The sequence below is a fragment of the Rhizobium sp. FKL33 genome (genome assembly GCF_005222915.1).
Taxonomy (GTDB): Bacteria; Pseudomonadota; Alphaproteobacteria; order Rhizobiales; family Rhizobiaceae; genus Rhizobium_E.
In genome coordinates this window covers 32,707-53,270 of record NZ_STFX01000018.1, presented here as the reverse complement: position 1 = coordinate 53,270, position 20,564 = coordinate 32,707, and the positions used below count along the sequence as shown (strand labels likewise).

Annotated in this window: 17 protein-coding genes; 5 read left to right on the top strand and 12 right to left on the bottom strand. The window is 63.5% G+C overall.

Annotation, left to right across the window (positions count from 1 at the left end; translation table 11 throughout):
- Nucleotides 1–13 precede the first annotated feature (13 nt).
- A complete protein-coding gene (locus E8Q41_RS10805) occupies nucleotides 14–1,303 on the top strand; it encodes an amidohydrolase family protein (RefSeq protein ID WP_137155550.1) in 1,290 nt (429 codons plus the stop codon).
- Nucleotides 1,304–1,315: 12 nt separating this feature from the next.
- Here the strand turns inward: E8Q41_RS10805 and E8Q41_RS10800 are convergent, their stop codons facing one another.
- Genes E8Q41_RS10800 through E8Q41_RS10780 form a run of 5 tightly spaced genes read right to left on the bottom strand, consistent with a single transcriptional unit; the run spans nucleotide 1,316 to nucleotide 6,005 of the window.
- Nucleotides 1,316–2,212 carry a 5'-methylthioadenosine phosphorylase gene (locus E8Q41_RS10800; protein WP_137155549.1) on the bottom strand — a complete coding sequence of 299 codons (897 nt, stop codon included), beginning with the start codon at nucleotides 2,210–2,212 and terminating at the stop codon, nucleotides 1,316–1,318.
- An 11-nt stretch (nucleotides 2,213–2,223) separates the two neighbouring features.
- Nucleotides 2,224–3,024 carry an ABC transporter permease gene (locus E8Q41_RS10795; protein ID WP_137155548.1) on the bottom strand — a complete coding sequence of 267 codons (801 nt, stop codon included), beginning with the start codon at nucleotides 3,022–3,024 and terminating at the stop codon, nucleotides 2,224–2,226.
- Complete coding sequence (locus E8Q41_RS10790) at nucleotides 3,017–3,883, bottom strand: ABC transporter permease (protein WP_137155547.1); 867 nt, start codon at nucleotides 3,881–3,883, stop codon at nucleotides 3,017–3,019. Before E8Q41_RS10790 ends, E8Q41_RS10795 begins: the two co-directional genes overlap by 8 nt.
- A complete protein-coding gene (locus E8Q41_RS10785) occupies nucleotides 3,883–4,926 on the bottom strand; it encodes an ABC transporter ATP-binding protein (protein ID WP_137155546.1) in 1,044 nt (347 codons plus the stop codon). Before E8Q41_RS10785 ends, E8Q41_RS10790 begins: the two co-directional genes overlap by 1 nt.
- Nucleotides 4,927–4,961: 35 nt before the next feature.
- The gene (locus tag E8Q41_RS10780) at nucleotides 4,962–6,005 is read right to left on the bottom strand and encodes an ABC transporter substrate-binding protein (protein WP_137155545.1); all 1,044 of its coding nucleotides are present in this window, start codon (nucleotides 6,003–6,005) and stop codon (nucleotides 4,962–4,964) included.
- A 196-nt stretch (nucleotides 6,006–6,201) separates the two neighbouring features.
- Here E8Q41_RS10780 and E8Q41_RS10775 point away from each other — a divergent pair, with 196 nt between their 5' ends.
- Complete coding sequence (locus E8Q41_RS10775; protein WP_137155544.1) at nucleotides 6,202–7,215, top strand: LacI family DNA-binding transcriptional regulator; 1,014 nt, start codon at nucleotides 6,202–6,204, stop codon at nucleotides 7,213–7,215.
- Nucleotides 7,216–7,237: 22 nt separating this feature from the next.
- Here the strand turns inward: E8Q41_RS10775 and E8Q41_RS10770 are convergent, their stop codons facing one another.
- From E8Q41_RS10770 to E8Q41_RS10740, 7 genes are all read right to left on the bottom strand, one after another.
- A complete protein-coding gene (locus E8Q41_RS10770) occupies nucleotides 7,238–8,044 on the bottom strand; it encodes a ferredoxin--NADP reductase (RefSeq protein WP_137155543.1) in 807 nt (268 codons plus the stop codon).
- A 77-nt stretch (nucleotides 8,045–8,121) separates the two neighbouring features.
- Nucleotides 8,122–9,873, bottom strand: coding sequence for a hydantoinase B/oxoprolinase family protein (locus E8Q41_RS10765; RefSeq protein ID WP_137155542.1), 1,752 nt, complete (start codon nucleotides 9,871–9,873; stop codon nucleotides 8,122–8,124).
- 3 nt (nucleotides 9,874–9,876) lie between these two features.
- Complete coding sequence (locus E8Q41_RS10760; RefSeq protein ID WP_137155541.1) at nucleotides 9,877–11,964, bottom strand: hydantoinase/oxoprolinase family protein; 2,088 nt, start codon at nucleotides 11,962–11,964, stop codon at nucleotides 9,877–9,879.
- A gap of 75 nt (nucleotides 11,965–12,039) precedes the next feature.
- Nucleotides 12,040–12,624 carry an amino acid synthesis family protein gene (locus E8Q41_RS10755; RefSeq protein WP_137155540.1) on the bottom strand — a complete coding sequence of 195 codons (585 nt, stop codon included), beginning with the start codon at nucleotides 12,622–12,624 and terminating at the stop codon, nucleotides 12,040–12,042.
- A complete protein-coding gene (locus E8Q41_RS10750) occupies nucleotides 12,621–13,205 on the bottom strand; it encodes an amino acid synthesis family protein (RefSeq protein ID WP_137155539.1) in 585 nt (194 codons plus the stop codon). Before E8Q41_RS10750 ends, E8Q41_RS10755 begins: the two co-directional genes overlap by 4 nt.
- Nucleotides 13,198–14,118 carry a UPF0280 family protein gene (locus E8Q41_RS10745; protein ID WP_137155538.1) on the bottom strand — a complete coding sequence of 307 codons (921 nt, stop codon included), beginning with the start codon at nucleotides 14,116–14,118 and terminating at the stop codon, nucleotides 13,198–13,200. Before E8Q41_RS10745 ends, E8Q41_RS10750 begins: the two co-directional genes overlap by 8 nt.
- Before the next feature lie 4 nt (nucleotides 14,119–14,122).
- The gene (locus E8Q41_RS10740) at nucleotides 14,123–15,616 is read right to left on the bottom strand and encodes a 6-hydroxynicotinate reductase (RefSeq protein ID WP_137155537.1); all 1,494 of its coding nucleotides are present in this window, start codon (nucleotides 15,614–15,616) and stop codon (nucleotides 14,123–14,125) included.
- Nucleotides 15,617–15,830: 214 nt separating this feature from the next.
- Here E8Q41_RS10740 and E8Q41_RS10735 point away from each other — a divergent pair, with 214 nt between their 5' ends.
- From E8Q41_RS10735 to E8Q41_RS10725, 3 genes are all read left to right on the top strand, one after another.
- On the top strand, nucleotides 15,831–16,289 hold the full coding sequence (locus E8Q41_RS10735; protein ID WP_246660158.1) for a MarR family transcriptional regulator: 459 nt from the start codon (nucleotides 15,831–15,833) through the stop codon (nucleotides 16,287–16,289).
- A gap of 186 nt (nucleotides 16,290–16,475) precedes the next feature.
- Nucleotides 16,476–16,976, top strand: a complete 501-nt coding sequence (locus E8Q41_RS10730; RefSeq protein WP_137155536.1) for a (2Fe-2S)-binding protein — start codon at nucleotides 16,476–16,478, stop codon at nucleotides 16,974–16,976.
- Nucleotides 16,973–20,512 (top strand): molybdopterin cofactor-binding domain-containing protein, encoded by a 3,540-nt coding sequence (locus E8Q41_RS10725; protein ID WP_137155535.1) that lies wholly within the window; start codon nucleotides 16,973–16,975, stop codon nucleotides 20,510–20,512. Before E8Q41_RS10730 ends, E8Q41_RS10725 begins: the two co-directional genes overlap by 4 nt.
- The last annotated feature ends 52 nt before the right edge of the window (nucleotides 20,513–20,564 follow it).

The window sequence follows — 20,564 nt, the reverse complement described above, 5'->3', positions numbered from 1 at the left end:
CCGGAGAGTGACCATGTTCGATCTGATCATCCGCAACGCCAATCTTCCCGATGGCCGCCAGGGCTGGGATATCGGTCTATCGGACGGCAAGATTGCCGCGATCGAGAAGAGTATCGCCACTGACGCGGGCGAGGAGATCGACGCGTCGGGCCGCCTCGTCAGCCCGCCCTTCTGCGATCCGCATTTCCACATGGATGCGACGCTGTCGCTCGGCATGCCCCGGATGAATGTATCCGGCACGCTTCTGGAGGGTATTGCACTCTGGGGCGAGCTGCGGCCGCTGCTCACCAAAGACGCGCTGGTAGAACGCGCCCTGCGCTATTGCGATCTCGCCGTCAGCCAGGGGCTTCTTTATATCCGCAGCCATGTCGACACGTCGGATCCCCGGCTGGTCACGGCCGAGGCGTTGATCGAGGTGCGCGAGCGCGTCGAGCCCTATATCACGCTTCAGCTCGTCGCTTTTCCGCAGGACGGCTATTACCGCGCGCCCGAGGGCGAGAAGTCGCTGGAACGCGCGCTGGACATGGGCATCGATATCGTCGGCGGCATCCCGCATTTCGAACGCACCATGGATGACGGGCGACGCTCGCTGGAAGCGCTCTGCCGCATCGCCGCCGAACGCGGCCTGCCGGTCGATATCCACTGCGACGAGACCGACGATCCCATGTCCCGACATATCGAGACGCTGGCGGCTGAAACGATCCGCTATGGCCTGCAAGGCCGAGTCGCCGGCTCGCATCTCACCTCCATGCATTCCATGGACAATTACTATGTCTCGAAACTCATTCCGCTGATGGCGGAGGCCGAGATCAACGTCATCCCCAATCCGCTGATCAACATCATGCTGCAGGGCCGACACGACACCTATCCGAAACGTCGTGGCATGACGCGGGTGCGCGAGCTGATGGCGGCTGGCCTCAACGTGTCCTTCGGCCAGGATTGCACCATGGACCCCTGGTATTCGATGGGCTCGGCCGACATGCTCGAAGTCGGGCATATGGCGATCCATGTGGCGCAGATGGGCGGGATCGAGGACAAGAAGAAGATCTTCGAGGCGCTGACCGTCAATTCCGCCAAGACCATGGGACTGGAAGGCTATGGCCTGGAGGTCGGCTGCAACGGCGATCTCGTGGTGCTCCAGGCAGCCGATGTGATCGAGGCGCTCCGGCTGAAGCCGACGCGGCTTTATGTCGTCAAGAGCGGCAAGGTCATTTCCCGCTCTCAGCCGCGCATCGGCGAATTGTTCCTCGAAGGTCGCCCCGCCAGCATAGATCCGGGGCGAGACTATGTGCCGGCTCCCTGAAGCCCCGGAAAATCAATAGCGGGTGTAGCGCTCTTCCGGCTGCGGCGATTTGAGGTCGTGGCAGACACACGCCTCGTCGTCAGCGAAGCGGGCCGCGGTTTCCAACGCCAGCCGAGACGCGGTCATCGACAGGCTCGGCAACACCCCTTCCTGCAGGAGTTGCCCGCGGCTGCGGTCCATATAGTCGTTGAAGCCGGCCGTGACGAAAGCCAGCGGCGTGAAGCAGGCGCCGATTTCCCGCGACAGAGTGGCTTCCGGCGCGATCGAGTGATTGATGATGTCGGCGCCCATCGACCGATAGGCGAGCGCCTCGGCCGGGCTCGTCAGGCGCGGGCCATAGGCATGGGCGGCGACCAGCCCCTGGGACACGCCGTGGACGCGGCAGGAACTGGGCCAGATGTCGCGCGCCGTCTCCTCAAGAACGCCCGCGCAATGCTGGCAGACAAGTTGTTTGCCGGAGCAATCGAAACGCTGGCGACCGGGCAGCAACGAATAGGGGGTTTGGCCGAGTTCGATGATATCGGCATTGATGACCAGGTCGCCGGGCTGGATCGCCTTGTTCACCGCGCCGATCGTTGAGCAGGCCAGCACCCGTCTCACGCCTGCCTGCATCAGCACCCAGAAGGAGCGGCGATGACATTCATGGTCGATATGGTCGCGGGGATTGCCGTGCGAATACATGCAAAGCGCTGTCTTACTGGAGCCGCTTGCGGTGATCGACGCGTCGAACTCGATCAGCTTCCAGTTTTCTGACACGCCGTATGGGGTCTCGAAAGCGAGGTCGCGGGCGAGCAGTGCGACGCCCGGCGCGCCGACGTCTTCCGGAAATGCGAGGCCCCAATTGGCCGACCCGGTGATGATCGCCAATCCTGTCGACGGGATGGCGGAAAATGTCTGAATGTTGGTCATGTCATGAACTTTCAAGGAGACTGGTCGGCGCTTCGCAAGTTGAAGAGCAGGACGGCGCCGGTGACAAAAACGGTCCACAAGGTCGAAATCGCGGCGATTGTGGGGTCGATCTGATCGCGCAGCGAAATGAACATCAGCTTCGGCAAGGTGGCGTTTGGCCCGTTGGCGAGGAAGATCGAAATAACGGCCTCGTCGAGCGAGGCCAGAAAGGCCATAAGCGCCGCAGTTGCTAGGCTTAGCCGGAGCTGTGGCAGCATCACGCCGATGATGGCCCGCGCCCAGCTGGCGCCGAGACTGCGCGCAGCCTGGATCTGGTTCCAGTCGAAGCGATGGACAGCAGGAGCGAGAACGATGACCGCGATCGGGATGGCAAGCGCGACATGGCCGATGAGCACGCCCGAGAGCGTTCCGACGAGGCGTAGTGGCGCAAGCACGAAAAACAGGCCGATCGCCAGCAGGATGCCGGGCGTCACAGACGGGGCGAGCAGGATGCCGTAAATGGCGTTTGCAGCGCGACCGCCGATGCGATTCATCGCCAGACAGGCCAGGAAGGCCGCAGGGGTCGCCAGCGCCGCTGTCAAGAAACCGAGCAGCAGGCTGGTTCGCAACGCCGCCATCCAGGGCGGCGAACCAAAAAATGCTTCATACCAGCGCAGCGACCAGGCTCGAGGCGGAAATTCGAGGAGGTCTGAGGCTGAAAAGGATAGCGGCGCTACGATCAGCGTCGGCAAAATCAGGAAGAACAGAACGAGCCCAGAAATCGCCCAGAGCAAGCTCCTTGCAAACCGGCTGTCCTGATAGGCGTCAAGCATGTCGGAACCCTCCTTTTGCCAATCGTTTCAGGGCGAACACCATGCCGCCCGCCAGCATGACCAGCACAAGGAGCAACACACCCAGAGCGCTCGCCGAACTCCAATCTTGGAAGGTCGACAAGGTCTTCTCGATCCGGATCGAGATGGGGTTGACGCGACCGCCGCCGAGAACGGCGGGTGTGATGAAGAAGCCGAGCGTGTAGATGAACACGATCGTCGAGCCCGACATAATTCCCCCGGCTGAGAGCGGCAGGACGACGGTGCGGACGCAGCGCCAGAAACTCGCCCCCATGCTCGCGGAAGCGCGGATCAGATTGGGATCTATGTCGCGCATGGCGGCATAGACGGGTAAGACGAAGAGCGGCAGCATGTAGTGGGTCATGCCGATGAGTGTGCCGGTGAAGTTGTAGACCAGCGGCAAGGGCGTATCGATCAGGCCGAGAGCTTTGAGCGTCGAGTTGACGAGCCCGTCCTTCCGCAACAGCACCAGCCAGCCATAGGTGCGCACTAGAATGGATGTCCAGAGCGGCAACATGATCAGGATCAGCAGGCGGTTCGCCGTGGTTCGGCGAGCGCTTGCCAAGGTCAAAGCCAGGGGCGTGCCGAGAAGGATGCAGAGGGTCAAAGTGGCGCCGGAAAGAGCCAGGGTCACGCCGATGGCCGACCAGGTCAGTCCGCTCGAGACGACGGATTGCGCCGCCGAAAGGCTGGCTTGGCCTCCGGCGTCCGTAAAAGCCTGCTTGACGATCCAAAGGATCGGCAGGATGGCGCAGAGCCCGACGATAACAATGGCCGGCGCCGACAGCGCCAGAAACAGTCGCTGCTCGCGTCTTTCGTCGCGCAGGAGGCCGTCCGCCATCACGCGCCCGCCTCTTTGGGAAGAAAATGAATATCAGCCGCTGGAGTATAGGCTGTGACGATGTCGCCTGCGGCAAGACCGACGCAACCGGCGGCGCGGCTCGCTGGAATGCTCAGCATGATTGCGGAACCGTCGTCCGCGATCAGATTGAGCAACCAGTTTTCGCCGCGAAACGCCTTCGTTGCGATCTTTCCCTTGATCATGACGTTTTCGCCTACGATCCCTTCTGGTGAAAGATCGAAGCCCTCAGCCCTGATCATGGCGAGGCCGCGTCCAGCAAGTGTTCCGCCTGTCGCGGTCAGGAGCAGTTCCGAAACGATCAGGTTAGCCTCGCCCATGAACTCGGCCACGAAGCGATTGGCCGGCCGACGATAGATTTCTTGTGGCGCGTCCATCTGTCTGATGCGGCCCGCCTCCATCACCGCGATGCGATCGGACATGGTCAGCGCCTCGCGTTGATCATGGGTGACGTAAATGGTGGTGACGCCGAGATCGTCATGCAGTCGGCGGATTTCGAATTGCATGTGCTCCCGAAGATTCTTGTCGAGCGCGGAGAGCGGTTCGTCCATCAGCATCACCCGTGGTTCGAACACGATCGCACGGGCGAGCGCGACGCGCTGCCGCTGACCGCCGGAGAGCGCCGCGATGTTGCGATCTCCGAAGCCATCGAGTTTCACTCTGGCGAGGGCCGCAAGCGCCCGTTCACGCGCTTCCGCGCGAGGCGTCTTGCGCAGCATCAGCGGATATTCGACATTTCCAAGCACGCTCATATGCGGAAAGAGGGCATAGTTCTGGAAGACGATGCCGATTTCCCGCTTGTTCGGCGCAAGACGGGTGACGTCCTGTTCGCCAATGGTGAGAGAGCCGCCATCGAGACGGACGAAACCCGCGAGCGCCATCAGAAGCGTCGTCTTGCCGGACCCCGAGGGGCCGAGCAGGGTCAGAAATTCGCCTGCGGCGATATCGAGCGAGACATTGTCGAGCGCGACATAGGATCCGTAGGCTTTTCGGACCGATGCGATGCTGATGGGAAGCGATGTCATGGTGTCATCCGTTTCGTGGCGGCCTTCATGTCGTATCAGCGGTTCATCATTTCATCGAAGGCGCGCTGTGCGGCCTCGCCGTTCTTGACCCACCAGTCGGCATTCGAGAAGACTGAGCCTTCGGTGTTGCCCGGGGATGTCGCCAGAAGCGGCAGGCGGTCGGCGGGGATTAGGCCGCCTTCATAAGCTTTCGGATTGACTGGGCCATAGCTGATGAAATCGGTGAGTTTTGCGCCGCGCTCGGGAGCCGTCATCGCCGCGATCAGCTTCATGGCGGCGTCCTTGTTGGCCGATCCCTTCGGCACCGCAAGGCAGTCCGTTCCGATCACCGAGCCCTGGAAGCGGTAGTCTGCCGCGCCGCCATCCGCCTTGACGCTTTCGGCGCGTCCATTCCAGGTGACCACCAGCGGGGCCTCGCCATCCTTCAGGATCTGGGCTGATTGCGCGCCGGAGGTCCACCAAACCGCGACATTCGGCTTCAGCTCCTCGATCCGCTTGATCGCCCGCTCGATGCCGCCGGGAGCGCTGAGCGTCGGATAGACGTCTGCGGGCTTCACGCCTTCCGAGAGAAGAGCGATCTCGATCAGATCCTGGGCATTGGCGCGCAGGGCGCGGGAGCCGGGAAATTCCTTGACGTTCCAGAAATCGGCCCAGGTCTTGGGCGGGTTCGTGCCGAAGTCCTTCGTGCTCCAGGCCATCACAGTGCCGTAGGAACTGAAGGGGTAGCAGAATTTGGATTCCGCGCCGGCGGGCAGTGATTTGGGATCGATGATCGAGTAATCCAGCGGCTCGAGCAGGCCCTGGGCTGCGGCTTGCGCGCCTTCAGGCGAACCGAGATGCACGACATCGGTGGTCACCGCGCCGGAGGTGACCTGCATTTTCAGTGCTGCGAAGCCGTCGCTTTGCGTCTCCTCGCGCACGTCATAGCCAAGTTCCTTGGCGGCGGGTTCCCACATCGCCTTCTTCATCGCCTCGCCGTAGTCGCCGCCGGCGGTGGTGATGGTGAGGGTCTGAGCCGCAAGCGGACCGGCCGCCGCAAGGGCGATCACCGCCGTGGTCATGCGTAAGAAATTGAGCATTGCTGGTTCTCCTCTTCGAGCTGAATGTCACGATTTTTCGGTCTATCGCCGGTCTTTTCTAAAATCGTAACGTTACGATTGCGATTTGTAACGTTTTCGTCAAGCGAAATCTTCGAAGGCGAGCCTCTTCCATTCCGGCTCGCGACAGGGCAATCTGCCGATCGACCGCTAGATCAGAATAAAGTTGCAGGGCGCGATGACGGGTAACGGACGGCCGAATCTACGGCAAATCGCTGACGAGCTTGGACTTTCCGTCACGACGGTCTCGCGGGCGCTCAAGGATGGGCCTGAGGTTCGGCCCGAAACCATCGAGCGTGTGAAGGTTGCCGCGAAAGCGGCAGGTTATGTGCCCAATCCGCATGGTCGTGCGCTCAGGACCGGTCAGACGCGGACCCTGACCGCCATTCTGCCGATGGAGACCAGGGATTATCTCTCCGACATCGCCAAGCTGCCGTTGATCGAAGGCCTGACGCTGGGAGCGCAGGAACATGGGTATGGGTTGACGGTCTATTCGACCACGCCGGAGGAAGATCCGGAAGACAATCTCGCCAAACTCGTGCAGGCCGGCAGCGCCGATGGGGTGGTGATTACCCGAATGGTGCGCGACGACCCGAGGATACCCTATCTTGAAGCCCGAAAGACGCCCTTCATCGCCTTCGGGCGTTGCGATGGCGGACACAATCATGCCTATGTGGACATCGACAATGAAGGCATCGCTTACGAGGCGACGCGGCTGCTATTCGAACGCGGCGCGCGACGCATCGCGCTCCAATCTCTGAAGCCGGAGGACCAATATAGCGTGGCCCGGGCAACTGGCTACGCCAGGGCGCATGCCGATGCCGGACGCGACATGGACTCCAATCTTATTGGGCGTGAAGAATTGACGATGGAGGCCGCAGAGGCATGGCTTGACCGTCTGCTCGATCTGCCGAACGCGCCCGATGCGCTTGTATGCGCCAATGAGTTGGGCCTGCTGGGAGCTCTGTCGACGCTTCGGCGTCGCCAATTGGCCCCCGGCCGCGATTTCCACATCGCTGTTCGCGACAGCACGCATCTCTGCCGCTATCTCTCTGCCCCGCTCATCACCCACTCTGTCGATATGGTCGAGGTCGGGCGCAAACTGGTGGATGGCCTCGTGCAGAGAGTCGAAAATCCCGACTGGCCCCCAATGCGGATCGTGCTCAGGGGCGCACTCGGATTTATCGACTGACGTTTGTAAAGAGGCCCCAGCGTCACCCCACGAAGGCGCGCTCCACCACGAAGGTTGCCGGCGCGTTGTTGGCGCCTTCTTCGAGGCCGAAGCTCTCCAGAACAGACTTGGTCTCGTTGAGCATAGCCATCGAGCCGCAGATCATCGCCCGGTCCGTTTCAGGCGAAATCGTCGGCAGGCCGAGATCGTCAAATAACTTGCCGCTGCGCATGAGATCGGTGACGCGGCCCATGCGCGGGGACGCTTCGCGGGTCGTCGTGGTATAGAGGCGCAGCTTGCCGGCCGAGCATTCGCCGACCAGCGGGTCCTCCGCCAGAGCTTCCACCAGTTCGGTGATGTAAGTGAGCTCGGCGACCTCGCGGCAGGTCTGCACCAGAATGACCTCTTCGAACTTCTCGTAGGTTTCAGGATCGCGGACGAGGCTTGCAAATGGCGCGACGCCGGTGCCGGTCGAAAAGAGGTAGAGTCGCTTGCCGGGCAGCAGCGCGTCCAGCACCAGCGTGCCTGTCGGCTTCTTGCGCATCAGCACGGTGTCGCCGGGAACGATCTTCTGGAGATGTTCGGTCAGCGGGCCGTTCTCCACCTTGATGGAGAAGAACTCCACTTCCTCGTCCCAGGACGGGCTCGCCACGGAATAAGCGCGATAGACAGGCTTTTCGGCGTTGGGCAGGCCGATCATCACGAATTCGCCGGAGCGGAAGCGAAAAGCGGCGGGACGGGTGATCCGGAAGGAAAACAGCCGGTCGGTGTAATGCTTCACACTCACCACGCGTTCGGCGAAGACATTGTCGGGAATGGGGAAAGCGGGTGCGGAGACGAGGGCGTCCATGACGGGCTCCTGTGGAGAGATTGTTTGTGTACGAATTAAATGCATGCACGTTGACTGAGGAGGGCGTCAGGCGGCCCTCAGGCCGCCTTTGCAGATCGCGATGCTTTCGTCGCCACGATTTCGACATCGCCGGCCGCATCGAGCGCCACGCCGAACAAAGCCAGGGCTTGGTCGAACGTGTAGCGTCCGAGCCTCACATCGCGCGCCACGGCTTCCGGGTCTCTTTCGAACGGATTGCCGTAGCCGCCGCCGCCGGGGGTTTGCACCCGCACCCGGTCGCCGGCTTTCAGCGGAATATCCTGCGCCTTCGACAGATGCTCGGGCGTCATGGCGACGCCGTCGCGATAAAGCGTCACCTGGTTGGGCGCGCCATCCTTGCCGCCGAGAGCGCCCGGAGGTCCGAAGCGGCCGTGATCCATCACGAAGCTCGCCGTGGCCTGTCCGCGCCTCAGTTCGATCTCATAGTCGAGACCGAAACCGCCGCGATGGCGGCCTGCGCCGCCCGAGCCTTCGCGAAGCGCATAGCGATGATAGAGCACCGGATATTGCTGCTCCATGATTTCCACCGGCGGCGCCTTGGAAATGCCGATGGTCGAGCAGCCATTGGCGAGCCCGTCGTGATCGGCGTTGCCGCCATAGCCGCCGCCGGAAATCTGATACATGACATAGCCTTGGCCGCGTTCGGGATCATGGCCGCCGAGCGCGAAATTGCCGGAGCTTCCGGCGGGCGAGGCCGTCACCCGGTCCGGCAGCGCCTCGACCAGCGCCGCAAACACCGCCTCGGCGATGCGCTGGCTGACTTCGGCGGCGCAGCCCGACACCGGTCGGGGATAATGCGCATCGAGGAACGTGCCTTCCGGGCGGATCACCGTCAGCGGCTCAAACGCGCCGGCCGAGATCGGCACATCCGGGAAAATGTGGCGCATGGCGAGATAGACGGAGGACAGCGTCGTCGCCAGCACCGAATTCATCGGGCCGATGCAGGGCTTGGAAGATCCGGTGAAATCGAAGGTCAGCTCGCCCTGACGGGCCGTCACCGTCAGGCGGATTTCGAGCGGCTCATTGACTACGCCGTCGCTGTCGACATAGGCGGTCGAGCGATAAACGCCATCTGGTATCAGGCGGATATTGGCGCGCATCTGATCGGCCGCGCGACGGCGCAATTCGGCGATCGCCTCGGTTACTGTCGCGTCGCCATAGCGATCCAGCAGCCGCACAAGGCGCTTTTCGCCGACGAGAAGGGCTGCGGCCTGCGCCTTGACTTCGCCGATGCGCTGGTCCGCCACGCGGATGTTGGAGCAGATGATCGCGTAGATTTCCGTGTCGAGTTCGCCTTGCTTGAACAGGCGCACGGGCGGCAGACGCAGGCCTTCCTGCTCGACGGATGTCGCCGAGGCCGAAAAGCCGCCCGGCACCGCGCCGCCGGTATCCGGCCAATGGCCGGTGTTGGACAGCCAACAGAAGATCTCGCCATTGCGATAGACAGGCATGGCGAAGCGCACATCCATCAGATGCGTGCCGCCGAGATAGGGGTCGTTGACGATATAGATGTCGCCCGGCTTCGGAGCGGCCGCCTTGCCGGCGGCGATCATCTCGATCAGCACGCGGGTGGAATATTGCATCGTGCCGACGAACACCGGCAGGCCGCTCGATCCCTGCGCAATCAGCGCGCCATCAACGGCGGAATAGATGCCATCGGAACGGTCGTTTGCTTCGGCGATGACGGGCGAGAAGGCGGCGCGGGAGAAGGACAGATCCATCTCGTCGCAGACCTGCTGCAGGCCGGATTGAATGACGGAGAGCGTGATGGGATCAATGCCTTGGGTCATGGCTCAGCCTCCGATGGTGATGATGATGTTGCCGTCGGCATCCTGCCGGGCGACGTCGCCGGGCTCGATGACGATGGTCGTGTCCATCTGTTCGATGATCGCAGGACCTTCGACGACGGCGTCGGCGGGCAGATGGTCGCGCCAGTAGACCGGCGTCTCCACGAAGCCGCCGAAAAACACCGGACGTCTGCCGGTCTCGGCTTCGGCGAGGCTCGCCTTGCGACCGTTGGCGTCGATCAGCGCCGAAAGATCGATCTCCTCGCGGCGTCCGATCACCGATGTGTTGACATTGACGAGATTGGCGCGGATTTCCGGCAGCGCCACATGGAAGCGAGCGAAATAGGCTTCTTCAAAGCGCTGCTGCAACTCTTCGCGGCTCGGCGTGGGGTTGGGCAACGGCACGCGCAGCACATGCGTCTGGCCGATGAACTGCATGTCGACCGAACGCATCTCGCGGATCTCGCGGATTTGTACGGCTTCCTTGGCGATCAGGCTGCGGCCTTCCTCGCTCTGACGGGCGAAGATCTGGTGCACCGTGTCGATATCGGCGACGGCCAGGGGACGATTGACGGTCTGCACGAAATCATGCCGGAGATCGGCCACCACGCAGCCCAGCGCATTGGTGATGCCGGGGCGGGAGGGAGCGAGCACTTTAGGAATGCCGAGTTCCCTGGCGATGGCCGAGGCGTGCAGGGGCCCCGCGCCGCCAAAGGCGAACAGGGCGAAATCGCGCGGATCCTCGCCGAGGCTGACCGAGACCATGCGCACGGCGTCGGACATGCGGGCATTGGCGATGCGGATCACGGCGTCTGCCGCCTGGATCGCGTCGAGGCCGAGCCGGTCGCCGATCTCGCGGGCGAATGCGGCTTCCACATCGGCGAGCGTGACGCCCCCCGGCACTTTGTTGAGGCGCGAGGGATTGAGGCGGCCGAGCAGAAGATTGGCGTCGGAAATGGTCGGCCTGGTTCCGCCCTTGCCATAACAGATCGGGCCGGGGGTGGCGCCGGCGCTTTCCGGGCCGATCTGCAGCAGGCCCGCCTCGGTGACGCGGGCGATCGAGCCGCCGCCGGCGCCGACGGTGCGCACATCCACCATCGGCACATGGATCGGCATGGCGTATTCCACCTCGATCTCGTTGGAGACGGTGGGTTCGGCGTCGCGGATCAGCGCGACATCGGTGGAGGTGCCGCCCATGTCATAGGTGATCAGATTGGGCATGCCGGCGCGGCGGCCGGTATAGGCGGCGGCCATCACGCCCGAGGCCGGGCCGGACATCACCGTCTTGGCCGCCTCATTGGCGACCCGGCGGGCGGAGACCATGCCGCCATTGCCGTTCATCACCAGCACGTCATGGCGATAGCCGCGCGCGGCAAGAGTATCGGCGAGACGCTCGACATAGCGGCGCAACAGCGGCTGCACCGAGGCGTTGACGGCGGCGGTGACGCCGCGCTCATATTCGCGGCTTTCCGACAGGAGCGCGTGCCCAAGCGTGATATTGCCGTTCGGCCAGACCTCGCGGGCGATTTCGCCGGCCCGGAGTTCGTGGGCCGGATTGGCGTAGGCATGCAGGAAGTGAATGACGAGCGCCTCGCAGCCTTTACCGGCGAGGTCCTTCAGCGCCGAACGAAGCGCATCCTCGTCGAGCGGCGTCACCACCGTGCCGCGCGCATCCATGCGCTCGGGGATCTCCATGCGCAGATCGCGGGGAATGATCGGCCGGAAGTCGCCCTTCATGCCATAGGCCTGCGGGCGAGTGCGTCGGCCGAGCTCCAGCACGTCGCGGAAGCCCAGGGTGGTGATCATCCCGGTCTTGCAGAGCTGGCGCTCGAGCACGGCGTTGGTGGTGGTGGTGGTGCCGTGAACGATGAGATCCAGCGCTGCCAGATCGGCTTCGGCCGCGTCCAGCGCGTTGATGACCCCGAAGGCCTGATTGTCGAGCGTCGTCGGGGTTTTCGCCAGCCGCACCGTGCCGGTAGCGGCGTCGAACAGCACGAGATCGGTGAAGGTGCCGCCGACATCGACGCCGGCGACAATAGATTGGCTTGATGATGGAGTCCTGGCGTCGGTCGCCGAAGCGGGGGGCTGAGTCACGGCTGTTCCTTGGTTTTTATTGTTTGTATACAAATGATATTGTCAGCCGTTTTCCCGGCTGTCAAGCAAGGGCGGTCAGCGCAGGCCGTCCTTGCCTTCGATTTCGTCGACTGTCAGTCCGCCGATACGGGGCAGAGGGCGGCCGCTGTCCGTCAAGGCCACCGCGACCATGATCTCTCCGGCTCTCGGACTATCCGCGAGCCTGATATCCATGCCGTCGAAATGCGAGCGGACATAGGCCGCATCCTTGTGTCCCAAGGGAATGTCGAGCGTCTGACCCGGGCCGCCGCGCTTCTTGGACGAAGGCACAAGTGCGGCGCCCTTTTCGACGGCGGCGCGAAGCGGCTTGCCCAGAGCGGGATGGAGGATGGCGGCGGCGTGTTCCAGTTCGCCGTCCTCGCCCACCATCGCCGCCTTGCCATAGCTTTCGACGGCGCTGGGTTCGATGCCCAACGCTTCGACGCAGCGCCGGCCGAGGAGATCGCCCAGTTCCGCGCCGATGTCGATCAGATCGGTGAGATCCTCGACATAGTGGCCCGCGAAGGGGTTGCGGATCACCGCCACCGCCGCGACCTTGCGGGTGGCAGGGCTGATCTCGCGGCCCATCTCTTCGCGCAGTTCCTCGACGAATACAGCGATTTTCCGGATTTGCGCCTTCACCGCAATCCGTCCTCGCCCTTGATGTCCTCGGCCTTGAGGCCGCCGACGCGGGCGTGAATGCGAGCGCCGGTGGTCATGACCAGGCACATCACGATCTCATTGGCGCGCGGCGCATCCGACACGCCGACTTCCATGGCGTCGAAATGGCTGCGCACATAGGACGCGTTGATATGGGTGACGGGCACGTCGAGCCGGGTTCCGGGGCCGCCGACTTTCTTGGTCGATGGGACGATGGCCTTTGCGTCGCCGAGCGCTTCGCGCATGGCGTAGCCGCCCGGCACATGCCAGAGCGCGCCATGTTCGAGTTCGCCGCCCTGGCCGACGATCGCGCCCTTGCCATAGGCCTGGATATCGTTGACGTCGCCGCCGAGACACTCGATCAGCTTGCGCGCCATCTCCAGGCCGAGCGGCTCGAGATCCTTCATGAAGCCTGCAATCTCCGGCTCATAACGGCCGGCGAAGGGATTTTCGATCACGGCCATGACTGCGCCGCGCTTGAGCGGCGTCTCCGACACCGGGCCGCCCTCGTGGAAGACCTCTTCGACGATGGTGGCGATCTTGCGGACTTTGGGTTCAGGCATAGCGTTTTTCCTCCGGAATGGGGATGTGCGGGGCAGAAGGGTGGGGCGGCGCAACGAGCCGGCCATGACGACCGAGAAACAAAGCCGACCGCTCGACGAGAGTCCGTAGGCGAAGGTTTTCCGCCATGGCCTCGCCTTTGTCGAGCGCGAAGGCAATGTCCTGATCTGTAAGCGCGCCGACGCCTGTCGTCACCAGACGCGCGCCGAGATCGCTGTCGTCGACGACATTGTCTGCGGGCGCCCTGCAGACGGCGGGGTGACCAGGAAGATCGACGGCGTTGGCGATGATCGTGGCCGCCGCGTCTGCGTTCGCAGCACTCTCTGAAAGCGTGGTCACGGAATCGGCGATGCCCATGGACAGAGACCGTCCACCGCGTCCCGACGTGGCGACGCCCCGGCAGCGATCTTCGGCGGTCACGGTGAAATCGCCGAGATCGGCGCCATCCTCGCGGGCGATCTTCACCCGGAACGACGCGTCCTGTTCCAGATGCAGCGCGATGTCGCCGCCATTGTTGACATAGATGCGGTTGGGGCGGTTCTCGATGGGAAAGCCTGAGATCATCGCTGCCAGGATTTCGTCGGCCACCGCGCCGGCCACTGCGGCCATCGGTGTGATGAAAAAGTCTTCGGCGAAGGGCCGCACGGCGCGCCACATGCGCCTGGCGACAGCGCCCTGAGGCTCAACGCCATCTGGCAGCGCCTGGCTCCTGAGAAGGGGAAGTTCCGCCACGAGTTCGTCGAGAACCGTCTTGAAGCGACGATGCGCAAGCGCGAAGGCATGAGCCCGCTGATAGGCTTCAAGTTCCAGCGAATGAGCGCCGTCGACGCCGATCACCAAATCGATCGGACCGTGCTGCAGATGCAGACGGCCGTTCTGGTGTCCATCGAGATAGGCGGCGACCGGTCCCGGCATGGTCTCAGGCGCCCCAGCGAAAATTCTTGCCGTCCATCGGCCAGACGCTGTCCTCGGTCGAGGCGATCCGCCGTTCGGCCTGCTCGACGGCGTGCTCCACCGGAATGACTGCTTCCATATGGCCGCCCAGCGCCCGGTAGTCCTCGAGCCGCATGGTGAATTCGATCGGCGCGACGATTGCCGGCGTCGGCACATAGCCGAAACTGTTGGTCGGCATCCTGGTGACGTCGGCCATTACGGTGATGCCGCCGCCTGGCCAGACATAAGCAGGCGCGCCGCCCACGGAGACATAGGTCAGCGCATCCTTGACCGAACGCGTCAGCCTCACCGGATTGGTTGTGACGCCCGCGCGCAAGCTGCCGCCGGCGCCGCCGATAAACAGCACCGAGGTCATGGCCGGTTCGCAGTTTTCAGCGACGATCTCGACCGTTTCCTGAACCGCGGCGGGCAGGATATCCTGCAAAACGGGGCGAAGCTCGTCGTCGAGAATGTAATAGCCGTATTGCTCGCCGGTGGTGGAGACCATCAGCAAGCGAAGGCCGGGATATGCGACTTTCGGGTCGAAATCGCCGAGAATGGCGAGGGGATCGGAAATATTCGTGCCGCCCCAGCCTGTGCCGGGTTCTGCGACCTGGAAATAGCGGCCTGGGGTCGAGCGGCGGCCCTTGATCTTGATGCCGGTGGGCGCGACGTCCAGCAGTTTGCCGGCCTGATGTTCGGAGAGCACGCCGGTGATATGGTCGTCGACCACGACGACCTCGTCGACCATGTCCTTCCATTGCTTGGCGAACATCCCGATCGTGGCGGAGCCGCAACCCACGCGCATGCGGCTTTCTTCGACGCCGTTGATGATGGGGGGACAGCCTGCCGTGAGCGTCAGCGTCGCGCCGCCTTCGATCAAGAGATCGACGCTCTCGCGATTGCACAGGCGCATGATTGTGTCGCAGGTGATGCGGCCCTCTTTCTTGGAGCCGCCGGTCAGATGGTGCACGCCGCCGATCGACAGCATCTGCGAACCATACTCGCCTGTCGTCACATGGCCCACCGGCTCGCCATCCACCAGCACTTTGGCGGTTTCCGGGCCAATGAAGCGGTCTGTGTCGATCTTTATCTTGGCGCCGCAATAGGAGAAGATGCCCTCAGTGACCACGGTCACCATGTCGACGCCGTCATGAGACTGCGAGACGATGAAAGGCGCCGGTTTGTAGTCGGGATAAGTCGTGCCTGCGCCGACGGCGGTGACAAAAGGCGTGGAGGCGTGTACAAGATCGCCGTTCCAGTCTTCAGCGGGCTCGTCGGGAAGGAAAGCCACCACCTTGCCGCCATCGTCGATGGTGTTTTCAATGATGGTCAAGGGGTCGACACGGATCAATTCGCCTGCGACATTGGCGTAGCGGTCGCAGGCGCCGGAACGGCCATCGGCGATATAACACATGACCGGACAGGCGTCGCAGCGGATCTTTCCATTCACGGCGCTTTCGACTTGCTGTTTAACCATCGAAAATTCCCCCGGGCGCCAATTCGGCCGGCGCGCTCAAATTATTTGTATACAAACAAACTAGGTCTGCTTTGCCGAGGCTGTCAAGCACTGTTTCGCGTCCGCTTCGCAATCCTTAGGGTTGTCTCATGTTTGCCGTGCGATTGACAATAAACCCGCTGTGGTTAAACCGGAAAGCGGAGCGGGACTGTCTCGCCCGGAAGGGGATGCGTTGATGTCGATGGAAAGCGCAGAGCAAGATAGGCCAGTTGCGGCAGTGGCTGGGGGCTATCGCGTCGATCAACAGGTCGGCTTTCTGCTCCGGCAGGCCAATCAGCGGCATGTGGCGATCTTCTCGGCGCGGATGGGCGATAAACTGACGACGATGCAATGGTCCGCGCTGGTGAAGCTCCGCGAAATCCAGCCATCGTCTCAAAACCAGCTCGGCCGTGAAATCGCCATGGATGCGGCGACGACGAAGGGCGTCATTGATCGGCTGGTGGCGCGTGGCTATGTTTCGACGTCTCCGGACCCAGAGGATGGCCGACGGCTGATCCTGTCTCTGACCGAGGCTGGCAATGAGGCCGTCGAGCGCAATCTCGCCTCCGCCCAGACGGTAACCGAGGAGACGTTGGCGCCGTTGAGTCTTGAGGAGCGGTCGACCCTGCTCAAACTGATCCGCAAGCTCTGCTGACGGACAACCCTTCGGCGCGTCAGACCGCAAGAATTCATTTGCGCACGAATGATTTCTTGTTATCATCCCCTTGATGGATGCGATCGAAAAAAACCAAAAGGGGAACGCCGCAATCCTGAGCCCAATCCCTGTCCGGGATCAAGGCCGGATTCCCGCGCGATGTCCCACCGATGAGGCGGGTGCGCTATGTCTTCACCCCCGCTGACGCTCATAATCAACGGCGAGGACCGGGAGTTTTCCCTGCCAGCGGACACGCCGCTCCTTTATGTCTTGCGCAATGATTGCGGGTTGAACGGCCCCAAATTCGGCTGCGGTCTCGGCGAATGCGGCGCCTGCGCCGTGTTGCTCGACGGTCGGCCTGTGCGATCCTGCGCGACGCCGCTTGCGGCTGTCGCAAAGCGGGAGCTGACGACGCTCGAGGGGCTTTCTCGCGATGGAAAACCGCATCCGGTGCAGCAGGCCTTTATTGAGATGCAGGCAGCCCAATGCGGCTATTGCCTCAACGGCATGATCATCGCCACTGTCGGGCTTCTCTCCCGCAATCCCGATCCGACCGAAGCCGAAATTCGCGCAGCACTCCGCCGCCATCTCTGTCGCTGCGGAACGCATATGGAAATCCTGGCGGCCGTCAGGCTGGCGCGCGCGCGGCTTGCTGCCCCTGAACCTGCGGAGACTGAAGCATCATGACTGCGCCGCGCGAAGCCAGCCGGGACGCCTATCTCGCCATGTCCGACGCGCTCTTGGTGGTCAGGCCGGGAGGTTCGAACCAGCCCGACATCTATCTCGCCATGACAGCGGAGGGCGAGGTGGTCGGTTTCAATGGCCATGTCGATCTTGGCACCGGCATCCGCACGGCGCTCGCCCAGATCATCGCCGAAGAACTGGATGTTGCGTTCGAGAGTGTGCGCATGGTGCTGGGCGCGACCAGCGCCGCCCCCGATCAAGGCCCCACCATCGCCAGCGAAACGATCCAGATCACCGCGATCCCGCTCAAGCAGGCCGCGGCGACGGCGCGGCGCCGGCTGGTGCAGGCGGCAGCCGAACAGTGGGGCGTCGATCCCGAGGCCATCACCGTGTCTTCTGGAGTGCTGACGAACGGCGTCCGCCGGACCTCCTATGCGGAGCTGCTTGTCGGCTGGCGTGAGCGGATCGAGATCGACCCCACAGCGCCCTTGAAGCCGGGGACCGAGTTCCGCATCGTCGGCCAGTCGCAGCCGCGCAATGATATTCCGGCCAAGGCGACAGGCGACTGGGTCTATGTGCATGATGTCAGGCTGCCGGACATGCTGCATGGCCGCGTCATCCGCCCGCCCTATGTCGGCTTCGATCATGGCGAAGGCGTCGGCGCGAGCCTGCTGGATGTCGATGAAGCCTCTGTCGCCCGGATGCCGGGTCTGGTGTCCGTGGTTGTGGTCGGCGATTTCGTCGGCGTCGTGGCCGAGCGCGAGGAGCATGCCGCAGCCATCGCCAAGGCGCTGAAACTGACTTGGCGTGAGCCGCCCAAACGCCCGGATCTCAACGCGCCGGAACAGCCGTTGCGCGACAATCCCGCCTCGCGTCGGCTGTTGAAGGAGAGCGGCGATGTCGATCTGGCGCTCGACGGCGCTTCGCCGCGCATGGACCGCACCTATGTCTGGCCCTATCAGATGCATGGCTCGATCGGTCCGTCTTGCGCGGTGGCCGACTGGACTCCTGAGCGCCTGACCGTCTGGTCTGGCACGCAGAACCCCTATTTCATGCGCCGCGATCTTGCCCGCCTCATGGACATGCCCGAGGAGGCGATCGTGGTGGAGCGGCACGAGGCCGCCGGCTGTTACGGCCGCAATTGCGCCGATGACGTGACCGCTGACGCAGCACTTCTGTCGCGCGCCGTGGGGCGTCCTGTCCGCGTGCAGTTGACGCGTGAGCAGGAACATGGCTGGGAGCCGAAGGGCGCGGCGCAGGTGATCGATGTGCGCGGCGGCCTGGATCTCGAAGGCGGCCCGATCGCCTATGATTTCGAGACACGCTATCCCTCCAATCTCGCCCCGACGCTGGCGCTGGTGCTGACCGGCAAGACGACCGGCAACGACACCGTCGAAATGGGCGACCGCACGGCGATTCCGCCTTATGCTGTCGGCAATATGCGCATCGCCGTGCATGACATGCCGCCAATCGCGCGGGCCTCCTGGTTTCGCGGCGTCTCCGCCATGCCGAATTCCTTCGCGCATGAAAGCTTCTTCGACGAACTCGCCGCCGCCGCCGGCGTCGATCCCGTCGAATACCGGCTTCGTTATCTGACCGATCCCAGGGCGATCGACCTGGTGCGCGCGGTGGCGGAGAAGGCCAAATGGAAGCCGCGCACCCGCTGGGGCAGTGAAGGCGGCGAGGGCGACCTGCTTTACGGTCGCGGCTTTGCCTATGCCCTTTACGTCCACGGAAAGTTTCCCGGAACACCGGCGGCATGGTCGGCCTGGGTGGCCGATGTCGCCGTCAACAAGCGAACCGGTCAGGTGACGGTGACGCGGGTGACGGTGGGCCAGGATTCAGGCCTGATGATCAATCCGGACGGGGTCCGCCATCAGATCCACGGCAATGTCATCCAGTCCGTCAGCCGCGTGCTGAAGGAAAAGGTGACGTTCACCGAGACCGGCGTCGAGAGCCTGGAATGGGGCGGCTATCGGATCCTCACATTCGAGGAGACGCCCGATATCGATGTGCTGATGATCCCGCGTCCGGACGAGCCGCCAATGGGCGTCGGCGAATCCGCCTCGGTGCCGAGCGCAGCGGCGATCGTCAACGCGGTTTATGACGCCACGGGCCTGCGCTTCCGCGAATTGCCGTTGACGCCCGACCGGATCCTCGCCGGATTGGGGCAGCAGGCCTTGCCTCCTTCCGGCAATGATGGCGGCAAAAAGCGGATGTCCTGGTTCCGCCGCGGCTTCGGCTTCGCCGGGCTGGCGGGGTTGGCCGCCTTCGGACTGGCGACCGCTTCGCCCTGGCGGCCGTCGATCGCGGCCATTCAACGGCCCGATCCGGCCGTGTTCAGTCCCGCTTCAGTCGAGCGCGGCCGTCTGGTCGCCGCCGCCGGCGGCTGTGCGACCTGTCATGCCGGCGCCGATGGCGTGGCCTTGGCCGGCGGTCGGGCGTTCGAGACGCCGTTCGGCACGGTGCGCGCCGCCAATATCTCTCCGGATGAGACCCATGGCATCGGCGGCTGGTCCTATCCGGCCTTTGCGCGAGCGGTGCGCGAGGGCGTCAGCCGAGACGGCTCTCATCTCTATCCCGCCCATCCATATACCTCTTTTGCGACTGTGTCCGATCAGGATCTTCAGGATCTCTACGCCTTCGTGATGAGCGCGCCGGCCGCAAATCGGCCTGCTGCCCAATCGGAGATGAAGCCGCCTTTCAACATCAGGGGATTGATGGCCGGCTGGAACACGCTGTTTCTTGGCGCCAAGACCGTCGCCTATGACCCCGCCAAGGGCGAAGCCTGGAATAGAGGCGCTTATCTGGTCGAAGGACTGGGCCATTGCTCCGCCTGCCATACCGACCGCAATATTCTGGGCGCCGAGCGCAGCGGCGATGTCCATCTCGCTGGCGGCTTTGCCGATGGCTGGGTGGCGCCGGCGATTAATGGCCGGGGCGACGGCGCCGTTCCCTGGACCAAAGCGTCGCTTTACGACTATCTCCGCCGCGGCCATTCCGATGATCACGGCGGCGCCGGCGGGCCGATGGCGCAGGTCGTCGCCTCGCTCTCGGCGCTGCCGGACACGGATATCGAGGCGATGGCGACTTACCTCGCCAGCATGGCCCCGGAGCCCAGTCAAGCCGAAGTCGAAAGCCTGAAACAACAGGCGTTGCAACGCGCCGACGCTGCGCGAGATGCGGCCGCGCTGGCCCATCCCGAAGGTCAGCGGCTCTTCGAGGGCGCCTGTTCCTCCTGCCACGAAGACGAGGCGCTCGCGACCCATCTTGCGCTCAACACCAATCTCCGCAGCGACAGGGCCGACAATGTGCTGCAGGCGATCCTGCATGGCGCGCCCGCGCCGGCGGGTATGAGGGAACGCCTGCAAGCCGCCGGCCAGCCGATGTCGATGCCGTCTTTCGCGGACAGCTTGTCGGATCGGCAGATCACGGAGCTCACGCGCTATCTCCGTGCTCGCTTCGCATCCGACCGCGCCGCCTGGGAGATTGACGCCAAGACGCTCTCCGCCATTCGCAGCGCGTCCGCGTCGCATTGACGGATTTCGTGTGGGACGCGGGGATGTGCGGCGCACAAATTTGCCGCATTGC

Bases quoted from the DNA above. Each gene is read 5' to 3' on its own strand.
- E8Q41_RS10805 (WP_137155550.1), top strand. From the start codon at position 14: ATGTTCGATCTGATCATCCGCAACGCCAATCTTCCCGATGGCCGCCAG.
- E8Q41_RS10800 (WP_137155549.1), bottom strand. From the start codon at position 2,212: ATGACCAACATTCAGACATTTTCCGCCATCCCGTCGACAGGATTGGCG.
- E8Q41_RS10795 (WP_137155548.1), bottom strand. From the start codon at position 3,024: ATGCTTGACGCCTATCAGGACAGCCGGTTTGCAAGGAGCTTGCTCTGG.
- E8Q41_RS10790 (WP_137155547.1), bottom strand. From the start codon at position 3,883: ATGGCGGACGGCCTCCTGCGCGACGAAAGACGCGAGCAGCGACTGTTT.
- E8Q41_RS10785 (WP_137155546.1), bottom strand. From the start codon at position 4,926: ATGACATCGCTTCCCATCAGCATCGCATCGGTCCGAAAAGCCTACGGA.
- E8Q41_RS10780 (WP_137155545.1), bottom strand. From the start codon at position 6,005: ATGCTCAATTTCTTACGCATGACCACGGCGGTGATCGCCCTTGCGGCG.
- E8Q41_RS10775 (WP_137155544.1), top strand. From the start codon at position 6,202: ATGACGGGTAACGGACGGCCGAATCTACGGCAAATCGCTGACGAGCTT.
- E8Q41_RS10770 (WP_137155543.1), bottom strand. From the start codon at position 8,044: ATGGACGCCCTCGTCTCCGCACCCGCTTTCCCCATTCCCGACAATGTC.
- E8Q41_RS10765 (WP_137155542.1), bottom strand. From the start codon at position 9,873: ATGACCCAAGGCATTGATCCCATCACGCTCTCCGTCATTCAATCCGGC.
- E8Q41_RS10750 (WP_137155539.1), bottom strand. From the start codon at position 13,205: ATGCCTGAACCCAAAGTCCGCAAGATCGCCACCATCGTCGAAGAGGTC.
- E8Q41_RS10745 (WP_137155538.1), bottom strand. From the start codon at position 14,118: ATGCCGGGACCGGTCGCCGCCTATCTCGATGGACACCAGAACGGCCGT.
- E8Q41_RS10740 (WP_137155537.1), bottom strand. From the start codon at position 15,616: ATGGTTAAACAGCAAGTCGAAAGCGCCGTGAATGGAAAGATCCGCTGC.
- E8Q41_RS10735 (WP_246660158.1), top strand. From the start codon at position 15,831: ATGTCGATGGAAAGCGCAGAGCAAGATAGGCCAGTTGCGGCAGTGGCT.
- E8Q41_RS10730 (WP_137155536.1), top strand. From the start codon at position 16,476: ATGTCTTCACCCCCGCTGACGCTCATAATCAACGGCGAGGACCGGGAG.
- E8Q41_RS10725 (WP_137155535.1), top strand. From the start codon at position 16,973: ATGACTGCGCCGCGCGAAGCCAGCCGGGACGCCTATCTCGCCATGTCC.